The organism is Methylobacterium sp. Leaf93, assembly GCF_001422345.1.
Lineage (GTDB): Bacteria > Pseudomonadota > Alphaproteobacteria > Rhizobiales > Beijerinckiaceae > Methylobacterium > Methylobacterium bullatum.
Genome location: NZ_LMMS01000027.1, coordinates 148,368 through 163,605, shown reverse-complemented (window position 1 = coordinate 163,605; position 15,238 = coordinate 148,368). Strand labels below are relative to the sequence as shown.

At 67.3% G+C, this 15,238-nt stretch carries 18 protein-coding genes; 8 read left to right on the top strand and 10 right to left on the bottom strand.

Features of this window, described 5'->3' with window-relative positions; all coding sequences use genetic code 11:
* Window positions 1–172: 172 nt before the first annotated feature.
* The 3 genes from folP to folK are packed head-to-tail and all read left to right on the top strand — an operon-like array spanning window position 173 to window position 1,856.
* A complete protein-coding gene (gene folP / locus ASF26_RS16750) occupies window positions 173–1,012 on the top strand; it encodes a dihydropteroate synthase (RefSeq protein WP_056256310.1) in 840 nt (279 codons plus the stop codon).
* Window positions 1,009–1,386: a dihydroneopterin aldolase gene (gene folB, locus ASF26_RS16745; protein ID WP_056256306.1), complete on the top strand. Its 378-nt coding sequence runs from the start codon at window positions 1,009–1,011 to the stop codon at window positions 1,384–1,386. The genes folP and folB overlap by 4 nt, the downstream gene beginning before the upstream one ends.
* A complete protein-coding gene (gene folK / locus ASF26_RS16740; protein WP_056256303.1) occupies window positions 1,383–1,856 on the top strand; it encodes a 2-amino-4-hydroxy-6-hydroxymethyldihydropteridine diphosphokinase in 474 nt (157 codons plus the stop codon). The genes folB and folK overlap by 4 nt, the downstream gene beginning before the upstream one ends.
* An 11-nt stretch (window positions 1,857–1,867) precedes the next feature.
* On the opposite strand, the gene ASF26_RS16735 is transcribed toward folK, so the two are convergent.
* The 7 genes from ASF26_RS16735 to ASF26_RS16705 form a co-directional block, all read right to left on the bottom strand.
* The gene (locus ASF26_RS16735; RefSeq protein ID WP_056256298.1) at window positions 1,868–2,413 is read right to left on the bottom strand and encodes a L,D-transpeptidase family protein; all 546 of its coding nucleotides are present in this window, start codon (window positions 2,411–2,413) and stop codon (window positions 1,868–1,870) included.
* A gap of 73 nt (window positions 2,414–2,486) precedes the next feature.
* A complete protein-coding gene (gene xoxJ / locus ASF26_RS16730) occupies window positions 2,487–3,341 on the bottom strand; it encodes a rare earth element methanol dehydrogenase accessory protein XoxJ (protein WP_056256294.1) in 855 nt (284 codons plus the stop codon).
* On the bottom strand, window positions 3,341–3,946 hold the full coding sequence (locus ASF26_RS16725) for a c-type cytochrome, methanol metabolism-related (protein ID WP_056256291.1): 606 nt from the start codon (window positions 3,944–3,946) through the stop codon (window positions 3,341–3,343). The genes xoxJ and ASF26_RS16725 overlap by 1 nt, the downstream gene beginning before the upstream one ends.
* Window positions 3,947–4,080: 134 nt before the next feature.
* Complete coding sequence (xoxF1, locus tag ASF26_RS16720) at window positions 4,081–5,883, bottom strand: lanthanide-dependent methanol dehydrogenase XoxF1 (RefSeq protein ID WP_056256287.1); 1,803 nt, start codon at window positions 5,881–5,883, stop codon at window positions 4,081–4,083.
* A gap of 704 nt (window positions 5,884–6,587) precedes the next feature.
* Window positions 6,588–7,337, bottom strand: a complete 750-nt coding sequence (locus ASF26_RS16715) for an ATP-binding cassette domain-containing protein (RefSeq protein WP_056256283.1) — start codon at window positions 7,335–7,337, stop codon at window positions 6,588–6,590.
* Window positions 7,318–8,055 (bottom strand): ABC transporter permease subunit, encoded by a 738-nt coding sequence (locus tag ASF26_RS16710; RefSeq protein ID WP_056256280.1) that lies wholly within the window; start codon window positions 8,053–8,055, stop codon window positions 7,318–7,320. Before ASF26_RS16710 ends, ASF26_RS16715 begins: the two co-directional genes overlap by 20 nt.
* Before the next feature lie 59 nt (window positions 8,056–8,114).
* On the bottom strand, window positions 8,115–9,107 hold the full coding sequence (locus ASF26_RS16705; protein WP_056256276.1) for an ABC transporter substrate-binding protein: 993 nt from the start codon (window positions 9,105–9,107) through the stop codon (window positions 8,115–8,117).
* A 255-nt stretch (window positions 9,108–9,362) separates the two neighbouring features.
* Between ASF26_RS16705 and ASF26_RS16700 the strand changes: the two genes are divergently transcribed.
* The gene (locus ASF26_RS16700; RefSeq protein ID WP_056256274.1) at window positions 9,363–9,740 is read left to right on the top strand and encodes a 4a-hydroxytetrahydrobiopterin dehydratase; all 378 of its coding nucleotides are present in this window, start codon (window positions 9,363–9,365) and stop codon (window positions 9,738–9,740) included.
* Window positions 9,741–9,743: 3 nt separating this feature from the next.
* On the opposite strand, the gene ASF26_RS16695 is transcribed toward ASF26_RS16700, so the two are convergent.
* From ASF26_RS16695 to ASF26_RS16685, 3 genes are all read right to left on the bottom strand, one after another.
* The gene (locus ASF26_RS16695; RefSeq protein WP_056149563.1) at window positions 9,744–9,965 is read right to left on the bottom strand and encodes a hypothetical protein; all 222 of its coding nucleotides are present in this window, start codon (window positions 9,963–9,965) and stop codon (window positions 9,744–9,746) included.
* A 126-nt stretch (window positions 9,966–10,091) separates the two neighbouring features.
* A complete protein-coding gene (locus ASF26_RS16690; RefSeq protein ID WP_056256270.1) occupies window positions 10,092–10,943 on the bottom strand; it encodes a metallophosphoesterase in 852 nt (283 codons plus the stop codon).
* 10 nt (window positions 10,944–10,953) lie between these two features.
* On the bottom strand, window positions 10,954–11,565 hold the full coding sequence (locus ASF26_RS16685) for a cation transporter (protein ID WP_056256267.1): 612 nt from the start codon (window positions 11,563–11,565) through the stop codon (window positions 10,954–10,956).
* Window positions 11,566–11,743: 178 nt separating this feature from the next.
* Here ASF26_RS16685 and croR point away from each other — a divergent pair, with 178 nt between their 5' ends.
* The 4 genes from croR to ASF26_RS16665 all read left to right on the top strand — a co-directional run bounded on the left by croR (window position 11,744) and on the right by ASF26_RS16665 (window position 15,236).
* Window positions 11,744–12,223, top strand: a complete 480-nt coding sequence (gene croR, locus ASF26_RS16680; protein WP_018043624.1) for a 3-hydroxybutyryl-CoA dehydratase — start codon at window positions 11,744–11,746, stop codon at window positions 12,221–12,223.
* Window positions 12,224–12,314: 91 nt separating this feature from the next.
* Complete coding sequence (locus ASF26_RS16675) at window positions 12,315–13,112, top strand: RNA methyltransferase (protein WP_244475975.1); 798 nt, start codon at window positions 12,315–12,317, stop codon at window positions 13,110–13,112.
* 124 nt (window positions 13,113–13,236) lie between these two features.
* A complete protein-coding gene (gene crtI / locus ASF26_RS16670; RefSeq protein ID WP_056256260.1) occupies window positions 13,237–14,817 on the top strand; it encodes a phytoene desaturase family protein in 1,581 nt (526 codons plus the stop codon).
* Window positions 14,818–14,831: 14 nt separating this feature from the next.
* A complete protein-coding gene (locus tag ASF26_RS16665; RefSeq protein ID WP_056256257.1) occupies window positions 14,832–15,236 on the top strand; it encodes a DUF2141 domain-containing protein in 405 nt (134 codons plus the stop codon).
* Window positions 15,237–15,238: the final 2 nt, after the last annotated feature.

The following is a 15,238-nucleotide window of genomic DNA, read 5'->3' as shown; positions in this document are numbered from 1 at the left end:
CCACCTCATCCCGAGGCGCTACGAAGCGGCCTCGAAGGAGCCCCCAATGCTCGCGGCGAGCTGGAGGCCTCCTTCGAGGCCTTCGCTTTGCTTCGGCACCTCAGGATGAGGTGGAAGAATGGGATCATCCTGGTCTACAGCATAATCATTGATCCCTCGTCGAAGAGCCCCTGTGACGACCTCTCCCGCCTCTGCTCTGAAAACCCTCCTGCCCGGTTTCGGAGAGCGCGTGCTCGTCATGGGCATCCTCAACGTCACCCCGGATTCCTTCTCGGACGGGGGGCGTTTCGAGAATGTGGAAGCGGCGCGCTCCCAGGCCGATGCCCTCGTGTCGGAAGGAGCGGCCCTGGTCGATATCGGCGGGGAATCGACGCGCCCGGGCCATACGCCCGTGTCGGCGGAGGAGGAGCAAGCGCGCATCCTCCCCGTCATCCGGGATCTCGCCCCGCGCCTTGCGGTCCCCATCTCGGTGGACACCTACAAGGCCTCCACCGCCGATGCGGCGCTGGCTGCCGGCGCGCGCATCGTCAACGATGTCTGGGGCCTGCAGCGCGAGCCCGACATCGCCCGCGTGGCCGCAGCCCATGGTGCGCCGGTCATGGTCATGCACAATCGCGAGGCCATCGATCCCGCCATCGACATCGTGGCCGACATGTTGCGCTTCTTCGAGCGCTCCCTCGACATCGCCCGCCGCGCCGGCATTCCGGACGCGGACATCGTGCTCGATCCAGGAATCGGTTTCGGCAAGAGCTGGGCCCAGCATCTCGAAGCCCTGCGGCGCCTGCCTGAGATCAAGGCGCTGGGCTTTCCCGTCCTCGTCGGCGTCTCGCGCAAATCGATGCTCGGGCGCCTGCACGATGCCGAGACGAAGCCGGTGGACCGCCTGATCGGCTCGCTGTCGAGCCATGTCCTCGCCGCCACGCTGGGAGCCGACATCGTCCGCGTCCACGACGTGGCTCCTCATGTCGACGCCCTCCGCGTGGTCGACGCCGTGATGCGGACAGCCCCATGACCGACCGCATCCTCGTCGAACGCATCGCCGTCTTCGCCTATCACGGCCTCCTCGAGGAGGAAGCGCGGATCGGCCAGCGCTTCTACATCTCCCTCGACTGCCGGATCGACCTGCGGCCGGCGGGCCTGTCGGACGACGTGGCGAAGACCGTGAGCTATGCCGACCTCACCGAGATCGTCGTGCGCATCGCCACCACCCGGCGCTTCGCCCTCATCGAAGCTCTGGCCGAGGCCATCGCCGCCGAGATCCTCGAGCGGTTCGAGGGCGTGGACAGCATCGTCGTGCGCGTCGACAAGCCGAGCGCGCCGGTCCCGGCGGTGATCGACGGCGTCGCCATCTCGATCCTGCGCAGCCGGGCCGGACTCCCGCGATGAGTGCCGCCTATCTCGGTCTCGGCAGCAATATCGGCGACAAGGCCGCGACCATCGCCGAAGCCATCCGGCGGCTCGAAGCCAGCCCGGGCATCCGGCTCACGGCACGCTCCAGCGACTACCGCACGCCTCCCTGGGGCGATACGGACCAGGACTGGTTTCTCAACGCCGCGATCGCCATCGAGACCGACCTGACCCCGCACGACCTGCTGGAGACAGGGCTCGCCATCGAGACCGCCATGGGTCGGGTGCGCGAGCGGCGTTGGGGGCCGCGCGTCATCGACATCGATGTGCTCTCGTATGAAGGGGCGGCGATCTCCGACGAGCGTCTCGTCCTGCCGCATCGTTTCGTGCGGGAACGCGCCTTCGTCCTCGTTCCCCTCGCCGAGATCGCGCCGGATCTGGTCATCGGCCCCGAGACCGTGAGCCAAGCCCTGTCGAAGCTCGACACCGCCGGTATCGTGCGGGACTGAAATCCGCCCGCTCAGGGACGCAGTTCGATAGGCGTTCCCACATCCACCCGCGCGTAGATGGCCGCCATCTCGTCATTGGCGACGCCGACGCAGCCGCTGGTCCAGTCCGTGAGCCGGTGCAGCCGGCCGAGCCAGGAGAAGCCGTTCATGATCCCGTGGATCATGATGTCGCCGCCCGGCTCGTAGCCGCCGTCACGGGCGGCTTTCGTATCGGCCTCGTTCGGATAGGACACTTTCAGGGACAGATGGGCAACGCTGAGGGGGTTGCGATAGGCGATGGAATAGAGCCCCTCCGGCGTGCGCCCGTCGCCCTCCCGCTGCTTGTGGCCGATGGGAGAGAAGCCGAGGGAGACGGGATAGGTCGCCAGGACACGCCCTTCTCGGAACAGGGTCAGGCGCCGGGCCGACTTTTCCACGAGGACGCGGTCGGCGCGCTCGGTCTCGGCGACGAGATCGGGAGCGACGCGGCCGATCTGGGCGCGATCGGCCGCCACGATCCCCACCGCGCCGATGGCGACAAGAGCTGAGACCGCAAGGCCAATCCGCCATCGCTCCATCGCCACCCCTCCCCTCGATCTCGGAGGCTCTTAGCAAACTCCACCGATCGTGACGACCGGCCCCGGCCCGGTCTCAGGGCGCGGCCGGCTCGAGCAGCGTGTTGCCTTCGTCCTCCAGCAACGGGACGTCGTAGTCGCGCAGGACCTTCTCGATATCGGCCCGGCGCTTGCGCAGGATCGTGTTGAGGCTGCGCTTCCAATCGTTCTCCTCCATCCGCACGCCCATGGCGATGCGGAAGGTGAGAGCGGGACGATCCGGCTCCTGCAGCAGCGGTACGACCTTCATGGCGACACCGCTCTGCTTGGCGAGCCAACCCGCGGCCGGCCCCCACAGGATCGCGGCGTCGATCTTCTTCTCGGCGAGATCGCCGATGACCTCGGCGGAGACCGTCTGGTACTTGCGCGAGGGATCGAGCTGATAGGGAGCATAGGCCTTCATCGACGCGATGAGGCCGACCTCGCCCATCCGGTTCACGGGCGGGGTGCCGCCGATGACGCCGATGGCTTTGCCCTTCAGCTTCGGGTCGTCGAGCTTCGTCACGCCCTCGAGATCACCGCTGCGGGTGACCAGGGCGTAGCTGGAGCGATAGTAAGGATTGGTGTGCTGGACGAGCTCACCGCCGGCGGCCGAACCGATGATCAGGTCGCACAGGCCGGTGCCCAGCGTGTTGCGGACGAATCCAGGCCCCTGCGTCAGCCAGTAATAGCGGAGCTTGACCTTCAGTTCGTCGGCGAGGATGGCCGCGATCTTGTTCTCGAACCCATCCTCCTTGCGCTGGGAGAACGGCATGTTGCCGGGATCTCCGCAGACGCGCAGGACATCGGTGGTGACGAGATCGGGAAGCGACTGCGCAGATGCGGGGCGCACCCCTGCCGAGATCAGCAGGAGCGCGCAAACCGTCGTTGTGAAGGAGCCAAAGCGAGCCATTAGCCGCCCAGGCACTCCTTCTCGGCCTTCTTGGCGGCTTCCGGCTTGTCTTCCTTGTCGGTCGGACGCACGCGCGGCATCGCACCGGAGGCGCGGGCCTTGAGGTAAGTGTAGAGGTCGTCGGCGTAGCACATCACGTTCTTGTTATCGCCGAAGGCGGGCATCACGTTGGTGCCGCTCGAGCTGATGTCCTGCTTGCCGCCGGCGATGATGCCGACGAACTCCTCGTAGGACAGGCGCTTGAGCGAATCCTTGAGGGCGGGTGCGTAGGTCGAACCCATGGCGTCGGGACCGTGACACACGTGGCACTCGGCGTGATAGCGGCGGTAGCCGGAATAGGCGTACCAGTCGAACTTCTTGCCGTCGTTGGTGATGTGGTAGGTCGGGGCGCCGTCCTTGTCGAAATACTTGCCGTCTTCGACCTTCACCGCCTGATACTTGTCGATCAGCTTGGCGTCCTTCTCAGGCGCATTGGGATCGAGCTGGTTCGCCACGGCGGGATCGGAGGGCTTGGCGTCCTGGGCCTGAACGGCACCGGCGGAGGCGAATGCGAAAACGAGGGCGGCCACGAGCGGACGGATGGCGGCTTTGCTTTGGTACTGCAACGACGTTTCTCCCAGGAGCAACCGTCGACCCGTTCGGCCGACGTTCGAAGTGTTCTTAATAACGATCTAATCATAAAGGTGCCGGCGCGGAAACCCGCGCCGGCACCCTATCGTCTCAGGCTTCGTGCGACCGATTAGTTCGGGAGCGCGAAGACGGTCAGCTGACCACCGAGGTTGGTGTAGTTCGAGAGAGCGGCATAGCCACCCACCGCACCGAGACCGGCATTCGGGTCGGTCAGGCCGGCCGCGAGGCCGATGCCGGCCCAGCCACCGACACCCGACAGGATGCCGACGAACTGCTTGCCCTTGTGCTGGTAGGTCATCACGTTGCCGATGATGCCCGACGGGGTCTTGAACTTGTAGAGCTCCTTACCGGTCTTGGAGTCGACAGCCTTCAGGTAACCCTCGAGGGTTCCGTAGAACACGATGTCGCCAGCGGTGGCGAGAGCACCCGACCACACCGAGAACTGCTCCTGGTTCGACCACTTGATCTTACCAGCGACGCCGTCCCAGGCGATGAAGTTACCCATGCCGCCGTGGCTGTTGGGAGCCGGGTACATGGCCAGGGTCGCACCGACGTAGGGCTGACCGGGGGTGTAGGACACCCGGAACGGCTCGTAGTCCATGCAGACGTGGTTGGTGGGCACGTAGAACAGGTTGGTCTTCGGCGAGAACGCAGCAGGCTGCTGGTCCTTGGTGCCGAGGGCCGCGGGGCAGATACCCTTGGAGTTGGTATCTTCACCGTTCTGCTCGGTGGAGTACTTGGCCTGGACGAGCGGACGACCGTAGGTCTTCGAGCCCTTGTCCATGTCGACCTTGGAGGCCCAGTTCACCACCGGATCGAACTTCTCGGCGACCAGGAGCTCGCCGGTGGCGCGATCGAGGGTGTAGCCGAAGCCGTTACGGTCGAAGTGGGTCAGGAGAGGGCGCTCCTTGCCGTCGATCTTCTGATCCGTGAGGATCATCTCGTTGATGCCGTCGTAGTCCCACTCGTCGTGCGGGGTCATCTGGTAGACCCACTTGGCCGCACCCGTGTCGGGGTTACGCGCCCAGATGGTCATGGACCACTTGTTGTCGCCCGGACGCTGCTTGGGGTTCCAGGTCGAGGGGTTGCCCGAACCGTAATACATCAGGTCGAGCTTGGGGTCGTAGGAGAACCAGCCCCATGTGCAACCGCCGCCGGTCTTCCACTGATCGCCTTCCCAGGTCTTCAGCGAGGAATCCTTGCCGACCGGCTTGCCGAGAGACGTCGTCTTCTCCGGGTCCATGATCATGTCGGCATCGGGGCCCTGGGAGTGGCCGCGCCACACCTTCTTGCCCGTCTTGGAATCGTAGGCGGTGACGTGGCAGTTCACGCCGAACTCGCCGCCGGAGATGCCGACGATGATCTTGTCCTTCACGGGAAGAACGGTGGCGGTGTTGGTTTCACCCTTCTTGGGGTCGCCGTTGACGACGGACCAGTTCACCTTGCCGGACTTGGCGTCGAGCGAGACGACGGTGGTGTCGGCCTGGTGCAGGATGATGGCGCCGTCGGCATAGGCCAGACCACGGTTGACCGTGTCACAGCACATCACCGGGATGACCGACGGGTCCTGCTTGGGCTCGTACTTCCAGACGATCACGCCGTCCTTGTCGAGGTCGAGGGCGTAGACGATGTTCGGGAAGGGGGTGTGGACGTACATCATGTTGCCGACGACGAGGGGCGAACCCTCGTGGCCGCGCAGGACGCCGGTCGAGAACGTCCAGGCCACCTGCAGCTGCTTCACGTTGCTGGCGTTGATCTGGTCGAGCTTCGAATAGCGCGTGTTGGCGTAATCGACCGTCTGCAGAACCTGCTGGGCCGGATCGGCCGAGCGCTTCAGGACGTCGTCATTGGCGAAGGCGGGGGCCGAAGCCACCAGACCAGCGCCGAGTGCGAGAAGATGGACCGCTCTCATGCATTCCTCCGACAAGTCTTTGACACGCCTGGAGAGCAGCGAAACCTGCCCCCACTTGTGCGACCTGTTATTTGCGACAGGGATAGTTCACTTCGATAGAGTTTCCTAAGCGGTTGTTTCCGCGAGATTTTCGCCCAAACCACCGCTTGCTCTCCCGGTCGCCGCTACCCCTTTGCGGCGCCCCTTCGAACCGAAGCTTGAATGAACTCTAAGAAAAATCGCGGCGGCGTCAACTCGATTGAGCAAGCTTGACCTCAGGCGGCATCAAGACCTGGTGAACGAACGTCTTCGTTGACCGTGATCTGAGCGAGCGCACCCTAAAATGTTGCGCTGCAAAATCGAGAAACCGCAAGACAAAAGCATTTAAAAGACTCGGGCGCTTCTTATGCGTCACGCGCATGCAGGCCACTTGGTATGCCAGTCATCCCCTGAACTGACGAAGATTGTTCGATAAAACGGTCGCTTCGTTCGATACGAGGCCAAATTCAAACTCCATCGGCATGAATTATCATGCAATACTCACCGGCAAATCCTGCGCTGGCCGTGCATGTCTCGGGATCGGTTGGGCGCCATTCGATCGAGCGCTGCGTTGTCTCGCCGCATGACTGCGTAGACGCCACCGAGAACGGCCTAAACGCCGAGCACATGTGCATAATGTCGCGTCGGCGATATCGTGCCCTTTCCCCGCTACCGGGAAAGGCCCTTCAGGCGGCGATGACGCCCGGAAAGCGATTCGCGAGATCCGTCCGCATCGCTTCCGCCCAAGCCCTATCGCGCTCGCTTCGAGGCCGGTCGAGGGCGACGGCGGCGAGCAGGCTCGCCGGGCGCGCCGAGACGAGCAGGAGCCGGTCCGCGATCTCGATGGCCTCCGCCACATTGTGCGTAACCATGAGCACGCTCATTCCCTCGCGCGCCACGGTCGCCACCACGATCTCCCGCAGGGACGCCGCGGCCCTGTCGTCGAGGGACACGAAGGGCTCATCGAGCACCAGGATCCGGGGACGGAGGGCCAGGGCACGGGCGAGCGCCACCCGGCGCGCCATCCCCAGGGAGAGCTTTCCCGGATAGCGGCCGCGCCACGGCGTCAGGCCGAGGGACTCGAACAGGGCATCGAGATCGCGCCCCCGCTCGGAACGGGGCAGGCCGAGGCGGACGTTCTGCTCGACACTGCGCCAGGGAAGGAGGCGCGGCTCCTGGAAGACCATGGCGATGCCGGCCTCGCGTGGGTCCGGGGTCACCGCGCCGTCATAGGCGCCGTCGAGCCCGAGCAGGATGCGCAGGGTCGTGGTCTTGCCGGAGCCCGAGGGGCCGATGAGGCAGGCGATCTCCGACCGACGGACGACGAAGGAGAGATCGCGCACCGCCTCCACCGGCTCCGGCCCGCCGGCTCCGTAGACCTTGCTGCGGATGGAGACGGAGAGCACGTCCGCTCTCTCAGCGCCAGCGTCGGACATGGGCTTCGAGGCGCTGGAGGATGAGGATGTCGATGGCGATCATCACGCTCATGAAGACGACGCTGTAACCGATGATGGCCGCCACGTTCAGGCTCTGGACGAAGTAGAAGTTGATGGCGAAACCCACCCCGTTCGGACGCCCGAGCAGCTCGATCACCAGCACGATCTTCCAGGCGAGGGACAGGCCGGAGCGGGCGGCGGCCACCACGAAAGGCTGGAGCTGAGGCACCAGGACGTGGGCGATCCAGGTGCGGCGGTCGAAACGGTAGCTCCGCGCCATCTCCTCGAGCCCCGGATCGAGGCCGCGCGCGCCCTCGCGCACGATCACCGCCACGTTGGGCAACTTGTTGAGCACCACCGCCAGCACCGCCGCGCCCTCGTTGAGGCCGACCCAGATGTAGGCCAGCACCGTGATCACCAGGGCGGGCGTGTTGAGGAGGATGAGGAGCGGCGTATCGAGGACGAGGTTGAGCGCCTTCCAGCGGCCGAGCGCGATGCCGAGCAGCACCCCGAGCCCCATGGCGAAGAAGAAGGAGACGCCCACCCGCGTCAAGGTGATGCCGACGTTGCGCCAGAGGTCGCCGGTGGCGGATTCCTTCACGATGAAATCGAGGATGGCGAGGGGTGCGGGCAGGAGCCGCGATTCCGCCAGCGACGCCGCCACTTGCCAGGCCGCGAGCAGCACCAGCACGGAGACGAGTCGAGTCGCCACTCCCATGGCGTTCGCGCCGGGGCGGGCCACGATTCAGCGTACCGCGGGGGAGGGCGTGACGCGGCTCAACCGTTTCCGGCCCCGTCGAAATACAGGCCGGCGGGCAGGGTCTTGCCCGCCCCCACCAGCCGCTCGCCGCCGAGCCTGGCCAGCACGCCGAACAGGCGCTCGCCGTCCGCGCGCTCGGTGGCGAGCGGCCGGCGCGGGATGCCGGCGAGAAAATCGCGCTTGAGCACCGCGAAGGTCGGCTCGTCCTCCGCCGACATCAGCGGCCGCACCACGTCCCAGGTGGCGGGATCGTTGGCCAGCATCTCCTTGGCGGTGCGAGCGGCGCGGGCGAAGCCGGCGATGGCCTCGGCCTTGTCCGATACGGTGGCGCCCTCGAACAGGTAGCCGATGAGCGCGATGGATCCGGTGGCACCGAACGCGCGCATGATGTCGTCCGACCCGATGAGGCGGGTAAAACCCTTCGGCTCGAGACGGGCGCAATAGGTCCAGTAGAGCAGGGCTGCGTCGAGCTCGCCCTGTTCGAGCTTGAGCGCCAGGAGCGGCGGCGCGCCGTAGGCGACCTGCGCCTGCGATTCGAGATCGATCCCGGCGGCGTCCTTGGCCTGGGCCTTGAGCAGGAGCCAGTTCTTGTCCAGCGGTCCGCCGGCCACCCCGAGCCGCTTGCCGACGAGGTCCTTGAGACCGGCGATGGCGCTGCCCGCCGGCACCATCAGCGAGCCCTCGGTGGTGGAATAGGGGAGGAAGCGCATCGCCCTGCCCTCGTTGCCGAGGCGCCCGGCCCAGAGCAGATCGCCGACGATGGTGTCGACCTGTCCGCCGAGGAAGGCGATGCGGGCGGCATCGTTGCCGGCGAGCTTGACCACGTCGAGGGTGAAACCGTTGGCGGCGTCGAGCCCGCGCGCCTTGATCACCGCCGCCTCCCAGGCCACGGTGCCGAAGGGCAGGCTTCCGACACGGATCGCGGGACCGGCGGCCGCGGCCGCGGCCGTCACAGACCCGGCCAGGGGCCACAGCGCAGCCGTCGCGAGCACTCCGCGCCGTGACAGCATGAACGTCGTCTCCCTGGAACCGGCCCGCATCAAGCCCCGGCAGTCGGGGCCGACGAACTATTATTCTTTCTTAATAGGGTCTCGCCCCCTCGGCGTCCACAGATCCGATCGGCTGCCAGAGGGGGCAGGGCCACCACGTCGCAGGCGACCACGGCCTTCGCGGTTCCGGGGATCTTCGCCGCCGGCCTTGCCCGGACACGCGGCGCGTCGCAGAGTTCCTCGATCACCACCACGACAGTCAAAGGACGTGCAGCCATGGCCGGATCGCGCGAAGACGTCATCGACGACGCCACTATCTCGGAGCGTCTGGCAGCCGAATTGCCGGCCTGGACCTACGAGGACGGCTGGATCCGACGGACCTACAAGACGGCGGGCTGGAAGAGCACCCTCATGGTGATCAACACGGTGGGCCACCTCGCGGAAGCCGCCTGGCACCACCCGGACCTCACCGCCTCCTATGCCTGGGTGGAGGTGCGGCTGATGAACCACGCCGCCAAGGGCATCACCGACAAGGATTTCGCCCTGGCGAAGAAGATCGAGGAGGTCGTGGGCTGGCAGCCGGGCACCGAGGGCCAGGGTCTCGAGGGCACGCCCACCGACGCGCGCTTCGCCTACATCAAGTACGACAAATAGGGGTCACTGCGCCTCCTTCACCCGGCGGCACTCGGTCTTGAGGTAGGCGGTCTTGCCGATCTCCTCGCCGATGTCGGTGCGGGAGATGATCTCCTGCCAGCCGTTGGTGCAGCCGAGTTCGTTCGAGACGCGGACCTTGCGCACCTCGCTCGCCCTGTCGTCGGAGCAGGATTCGATCGGAATCGCGTTGGCGCAGACGAGCACGACGGCGATGAAGGTGTTCATGGGCGACTCCGATCCTGACGCGGGGCGGCGCCCCGGCACGTCCCTACGTAGGGCGGGGGGAGGAGGTTTCGCGGGACGCCGGCTCTCGGAGACGATCCGAGAGCCGAGGCCGGCCGCGCCCGCCCCTCACCCCACCTCCACGAACCGCTCGGCCGAATACGTCCCCCCCTCCACCGGGTTTGCGATCCAGCGGGTGCGGCCAATGCGCAGATCGTGGCCGGCATGGAAATGGCCGGAGACCCAGAGGTCGGGGCGGCTCGCCGCGGGCAGGTCGTCGAGGGCGGTGGTGGCGTAGAAGGCCGGCACCCACCAGGGAACGCCGGGGATGGCCCGGAACGCGTCGGCCGCCAGCGGGCTCGCCGGATGGTGGGTGACGACGATGGTGGGGCCAGGATGCGGCACGGCGAGGGCGGCGGCGAGTTCGGCCTTATGAGCCAGATGCGCCGCCATGGCGTCGGCCGGCGACCAGACGCTACCATCTCCCTTGCGGATCGAGCCGCGGAACTCGCGCGAGCCCGTCACCGGGTCGGTCATCCGCGCGGCGGCAAAGGCGACGGGATCGACCGGGCGGTCGGGCACGGTCTCGTCGAGCCAGCGGCCGGCGAGAGCCCAGTCGCTCCACAGGGTGGTGCCGACGAAGCGCACGCCGTCGAGGACGACGCATGCCCCGTGGTTGAGGAGGTGGACCGGACCGCCCTCCCCCTCGTCATTGATCCGCGCCACTTCCGTTTCGAGGGCGGCGATCAGCGCGGGCGCGGTGCGTGAATCGCCGGTCGGCGCATAATGCTCGTGGTTGCCCGGCACGAGCACGATGGGCCGTCCCTGCGCGATCCCGCGAAGCGCCGCGAGGCCGGCCTCCGGTCGACCCTCGTAGAGATCGCCCGGGCAGACCAGGACGTCGAACGGTGCGTCCGGCCGGGCGATCGTTTCCGGACGGCGGCGTTCGAGATGCAGGTCGGAGATCGGGAACAGGCGCAAGGGAGACCTCTCAGGCCGCTGGATGGGCCGCGCGCCACTCGGCGCGGGCGGCCTTGAGGATGTCCATCGCCGAATCGGCGTTGAGCACGGCGATGCCGGCGGCCACCACGAGATCGGGCCAGGGCGAGAGCGTCAGCGCCGTGACAAGGCCGGCACCGATGATGGCGAGATTGGCATAGGCGTCGTTGCGGGCGGAGAGATAGGCCGCCCGCGTCAGGCTTCCTCCCCCGTCCCGGTGGCGGGCCAGCATCACGGCGCAGGTGAGGTTGACGGCGAGCGCCCCGAGGCCGGCGAGAGTTAGCGGCAAGGGCGCTGGGGGCGCCATGTCCGCCACCTTCTCCCAGGCGGCATAGGCGGTGGCGAGGGCCGGCAGCAGCAGGATGCCGGCCAGGACCATGCCGAGGCGGGCGCGGTTGCGCAGGCTCCAGCCGATCCCGGCGAAGATCAGCAGGTTGAGGGCCGCGTCCTCCAGGAAGTCCAGGCTGTCGGCGATGAGGGCGAGGGAACCGATCGCCACGGCCACCGCGATCTCCACGCCGAAATAGGCGAGGTTCAGCCCCGCCACCCGGAGGACGACGGGACGCAGGGAGATGGGAATCGCCGGGGCGGATGCGTCGGTCATCGGCTTTCAGGATCGGCTCACGGGCAGGTCTTCGCCTCTTGGACCGGGTACGACACCCCTGTCGAGCGCCGATTTTTCGATGTCCCTGCGCTGGATTTGCAGCACCGCTTGTGCGACGCGACACGTCAGACGCGGGATCATGCCCGTGACAACGACGTGAGGCGGGGGAGACTGACCGATGATGCCAGAGCTGCGCGTGCTGTATTTCGAGGATCTCGAAGTCGGCCTGTCCGAAACCTTGAACAAGGAGATCTCCTCCTCCGACGTGGTGGGCTTCGCCGAGATCACCGGCGACCGCAACCCGATCCACCTCTCCGAGCATTTCGCGGCGCGCACGCCCTTCGGCACCCGTATCGCCCACGGCCTCTACACCGCCGGCCTGATCTCGGCGGTGCTCGGCACCCGCCTGCCCGGCCCCGGCGCCATCTACATCAGCCAGACCCTGAACTTTCGCGCTCCGGTCCGCATCGGCGATACGGTTCAGGTCACCGTCGAAGTGGCGGAACTCGTCCCCGAGCGCCGCCGCGCCCGGCTCAAATGCACCTGCTCCGTCGCCGGCGAGGTCGTACTCGACGGCGAGGCCCTGGTGAAGGTGCCCACCAGGGAAGAGGCGGACCCGCTCGCCATCCGCATGGGCGGACGTCCCGCGAGCGCGTAGCGCATCTCCGCCAGGGCATAGGATGCGGTCACCGGTGACACCCATCCCCGTCGACGACCCCGCCGATCCGCGCATCGCCGCCTATGCCGCCATGCGCGAGCGCGACCTCGTCGGACGCGAGGGCCGGTTCATCGTCGAGGGGGAGGTGACCCTGCGGGTGCTGCTCTCGGGGGCCTCGCGGTTCGCGCCAGAATCGCTGCTGCTGAGCCATGAGCGGGTGGCGCCCCTCTCCGATGCGCTCGCCGCCCTGCCCGATTCGGTGCCGGTCTATACGGCCTCGAAGGCGGTGATGAGCGCCATCGCCGGCTTCCCGATCCACCGGGGCGTGATGGCGGTGGGGGTGCGCGGAGCGGAGCCTCCCCTCGCCCTTCCGCCGCCTCCGGCCCCTGCCCTCGTGGCCGGCCTCGTCGGGCTGACCAACCACGACAATGTCGGCGGCCTGTTCCGCAACGCCGCGGCCTTCGGGGCCGACGGCGTGCTCCTCGACCCCGCAACCTGCGACCCGCTCTACCGCAAGGCCATCCGGGTCTCGGCCGGCGCGGCGCTGATCGTCCCCTTCGCCCGCCTCGACGTGGAGGCGATGCTGGACTTCGCGCGAGCCAACGCCCTCATTCCCCTCGCCTTCAGCCCGCGGGGAGACGACGTGCTCGCCGAGCTGCCGCCGCTGCCCCGCACGCTCCTGCTGCTCGGTACCGAGGGGCCGGGCCTGTCGCACGGCCTGATGGCGCGGACCCGCACCGTGCGGATTCCCATGGCTTCCGGTTTCGATTCGCTGAACGTGGCCACCGCCGGGGCACTGGCGCTCCACCATCTGGCCATGCAGCGTCCTTCATGCGGGCACGCGACAATCCGTGGCAATTGTCCCGCCCCTGCCGCCGGTCGAGATTAGGCGGCAAGCTAGACCGGTACGGGTGGCATCCCCGTCTCCGGGCTTTGAGCTTGGCACGGATGCCGATACGCCTGGCGCATGGGAGGTTTCCCATCGGGGGTCGTCGACGAGGGAGTTGATTGCGTTGCTTCAGTCACGGGATGGCCTGCGGACCCTGTCAGGACGCCGCGTCATCGTCGTCGGCGCCGGTCCTGGGGGATTGGCGACGGCACTTCTTCTCGCCCGCGCCGGCGTTCACGTCACCCTTGTCGAGAAGGACCCGGCCGTGGGAGGCCGGACGAAGACCGTGGAGGCCCCCGGCGGCTACCGGTTCGACATCGGCCCGACCTTCTTCCTTTATCCACAGATTCTCGCCGACATCTTCGAGACCTGCGGCGAGCGGCTCGAGGATCACGTCAAACTCGAACGGCTCGACCCGCAATACCACCTCGTCTTCGAGGCGGGCGGTGAGATCCGCGCCACCAACGACATGGAGCGGCTGGAGGCCGAGGTCGCCCGCATCGCCCCGGACGATGCCAAGAACGTCCGGAAGTTCTTCGCCGACAACCGGGTGAAGCTGAAATTCTTCAAGCCGGTTCTGGAACAGGCCTTCCACACCCTGCGCAGTATGGCCTCCCCGGCCATGATCGCCGCCCTGCCCCATCTCCATCCCGGCCGCAGCGTCGACAAGGACCTGCAGCGCTACTTCAAGGACCCGCGGGTCCGCCTCGCCTTCGCGTTCCAGACCAAGTACCTCGGCATGTCGCCGTTCCGCTGCCCGAGCCTGTTCACGATCCTGTCGTTCCTCGAATACGAGCACGGGGTCTACCATCCCGTCGGCGGCTGCGGCGCGGTGTCGGAAGCGATGGCCGGGCTCGCCCGCCGCATGGGCGTGGACATCCGCCTCGGCACCTCAGTGGACAGGGTGCTCTTCGAGGGCAAGAAAGCGATCGGCGTGGTCTGCGGGACCGAGACGCTGAAGGCCGATGCCGTGGTCATCAACGGCGATTTCGCCAAGGTGATCAAGGACCTGGTGCCTCAGACGCACCGCCCGCGCTGGCGCGACGCCAAGATCGACAAGGCCCGCCTCTCCTGCTCGACCTTCATGATGTATCTCGGGATCGAGGGGAAAGTGCCGGCGGGGCTCGGCCACCACACCATCTTCCTGTCGGAGGAATACGCCCGCAACATCCGGGAGATCACCGAGGGCACCCTGCCGATGCAGCCCTCGCTCTATGTCCAGCACGCGGGCTACACCGATGGCGGCATGGCCCCGGCCGGCCATACCAGCCTCTACGTCCTCGTGCCGGTGCCGAACCTGAAATCGGGGATCGACTGGCCCTCCACCCGTCAGAGCTACCGCCGCCTCGTCCTCGACCGGCTGAAGCTGCTCGGCCTCGACGATATCGAGGATCGCATCCGCTACGAGCGCATCGTCGACCCGTCGCAATGGCAGGACGATTTCTTCGTGTATGAGGGCGCCACCTTCAACCTCGCCCACGACCTGATGCAGATGTTGTATTTCCGCCCTCACAACCGCTTCGGACCGGGACTCTACCTCGTGGGCGGCGGCACTCATCCGGGTTCGGGCCTGCCGGTGATCTACGAGGGCGCGCGCATCACCGCCCGCCTCCTCATCGAGGAGCTCTCCGCCGGGCGCGTCGGCGCGGAGGCCGCCGGCATCCCCACCACCCAGCCGCTCGCCACGTCAGGCGACGCTTCGTGAGGGGCGTTTTCGCGATGGCCCTCACCGTCGCCCTGGCCTGCGGCGGTGCGCAAGCGGCCACGGTTGAGGTGCTGGTGGAGGGGATCGAGCCCGGCGCCGGCACGGTCTACGTCGCCCTGTGCCAGGGCGGCCTGTCGGAGACCGAATGCCGCAACGGGCAGGACGTCCCGGCGGACGGCCGCAGCCGGCGGGTGGTCCTCACCGGGATCGAGCCCGGTATCTACGCGGTCGCCGCCTACCAGGATCTCGACGGCAACCGCCGCCTCGACCGCACCGGCCTCGGCCTGCCGCTGGAACCCTATGGCTTCTCCGGCGAGATGGGCCGTGCCCGCCCGGATTTCAGCCGCGCGCGCTTCACCCTGCGCGAGCCCGGGGTCGCGGTACGGGTACGCCTCGTCCGCGCCCTGCCACCCCGCTGACC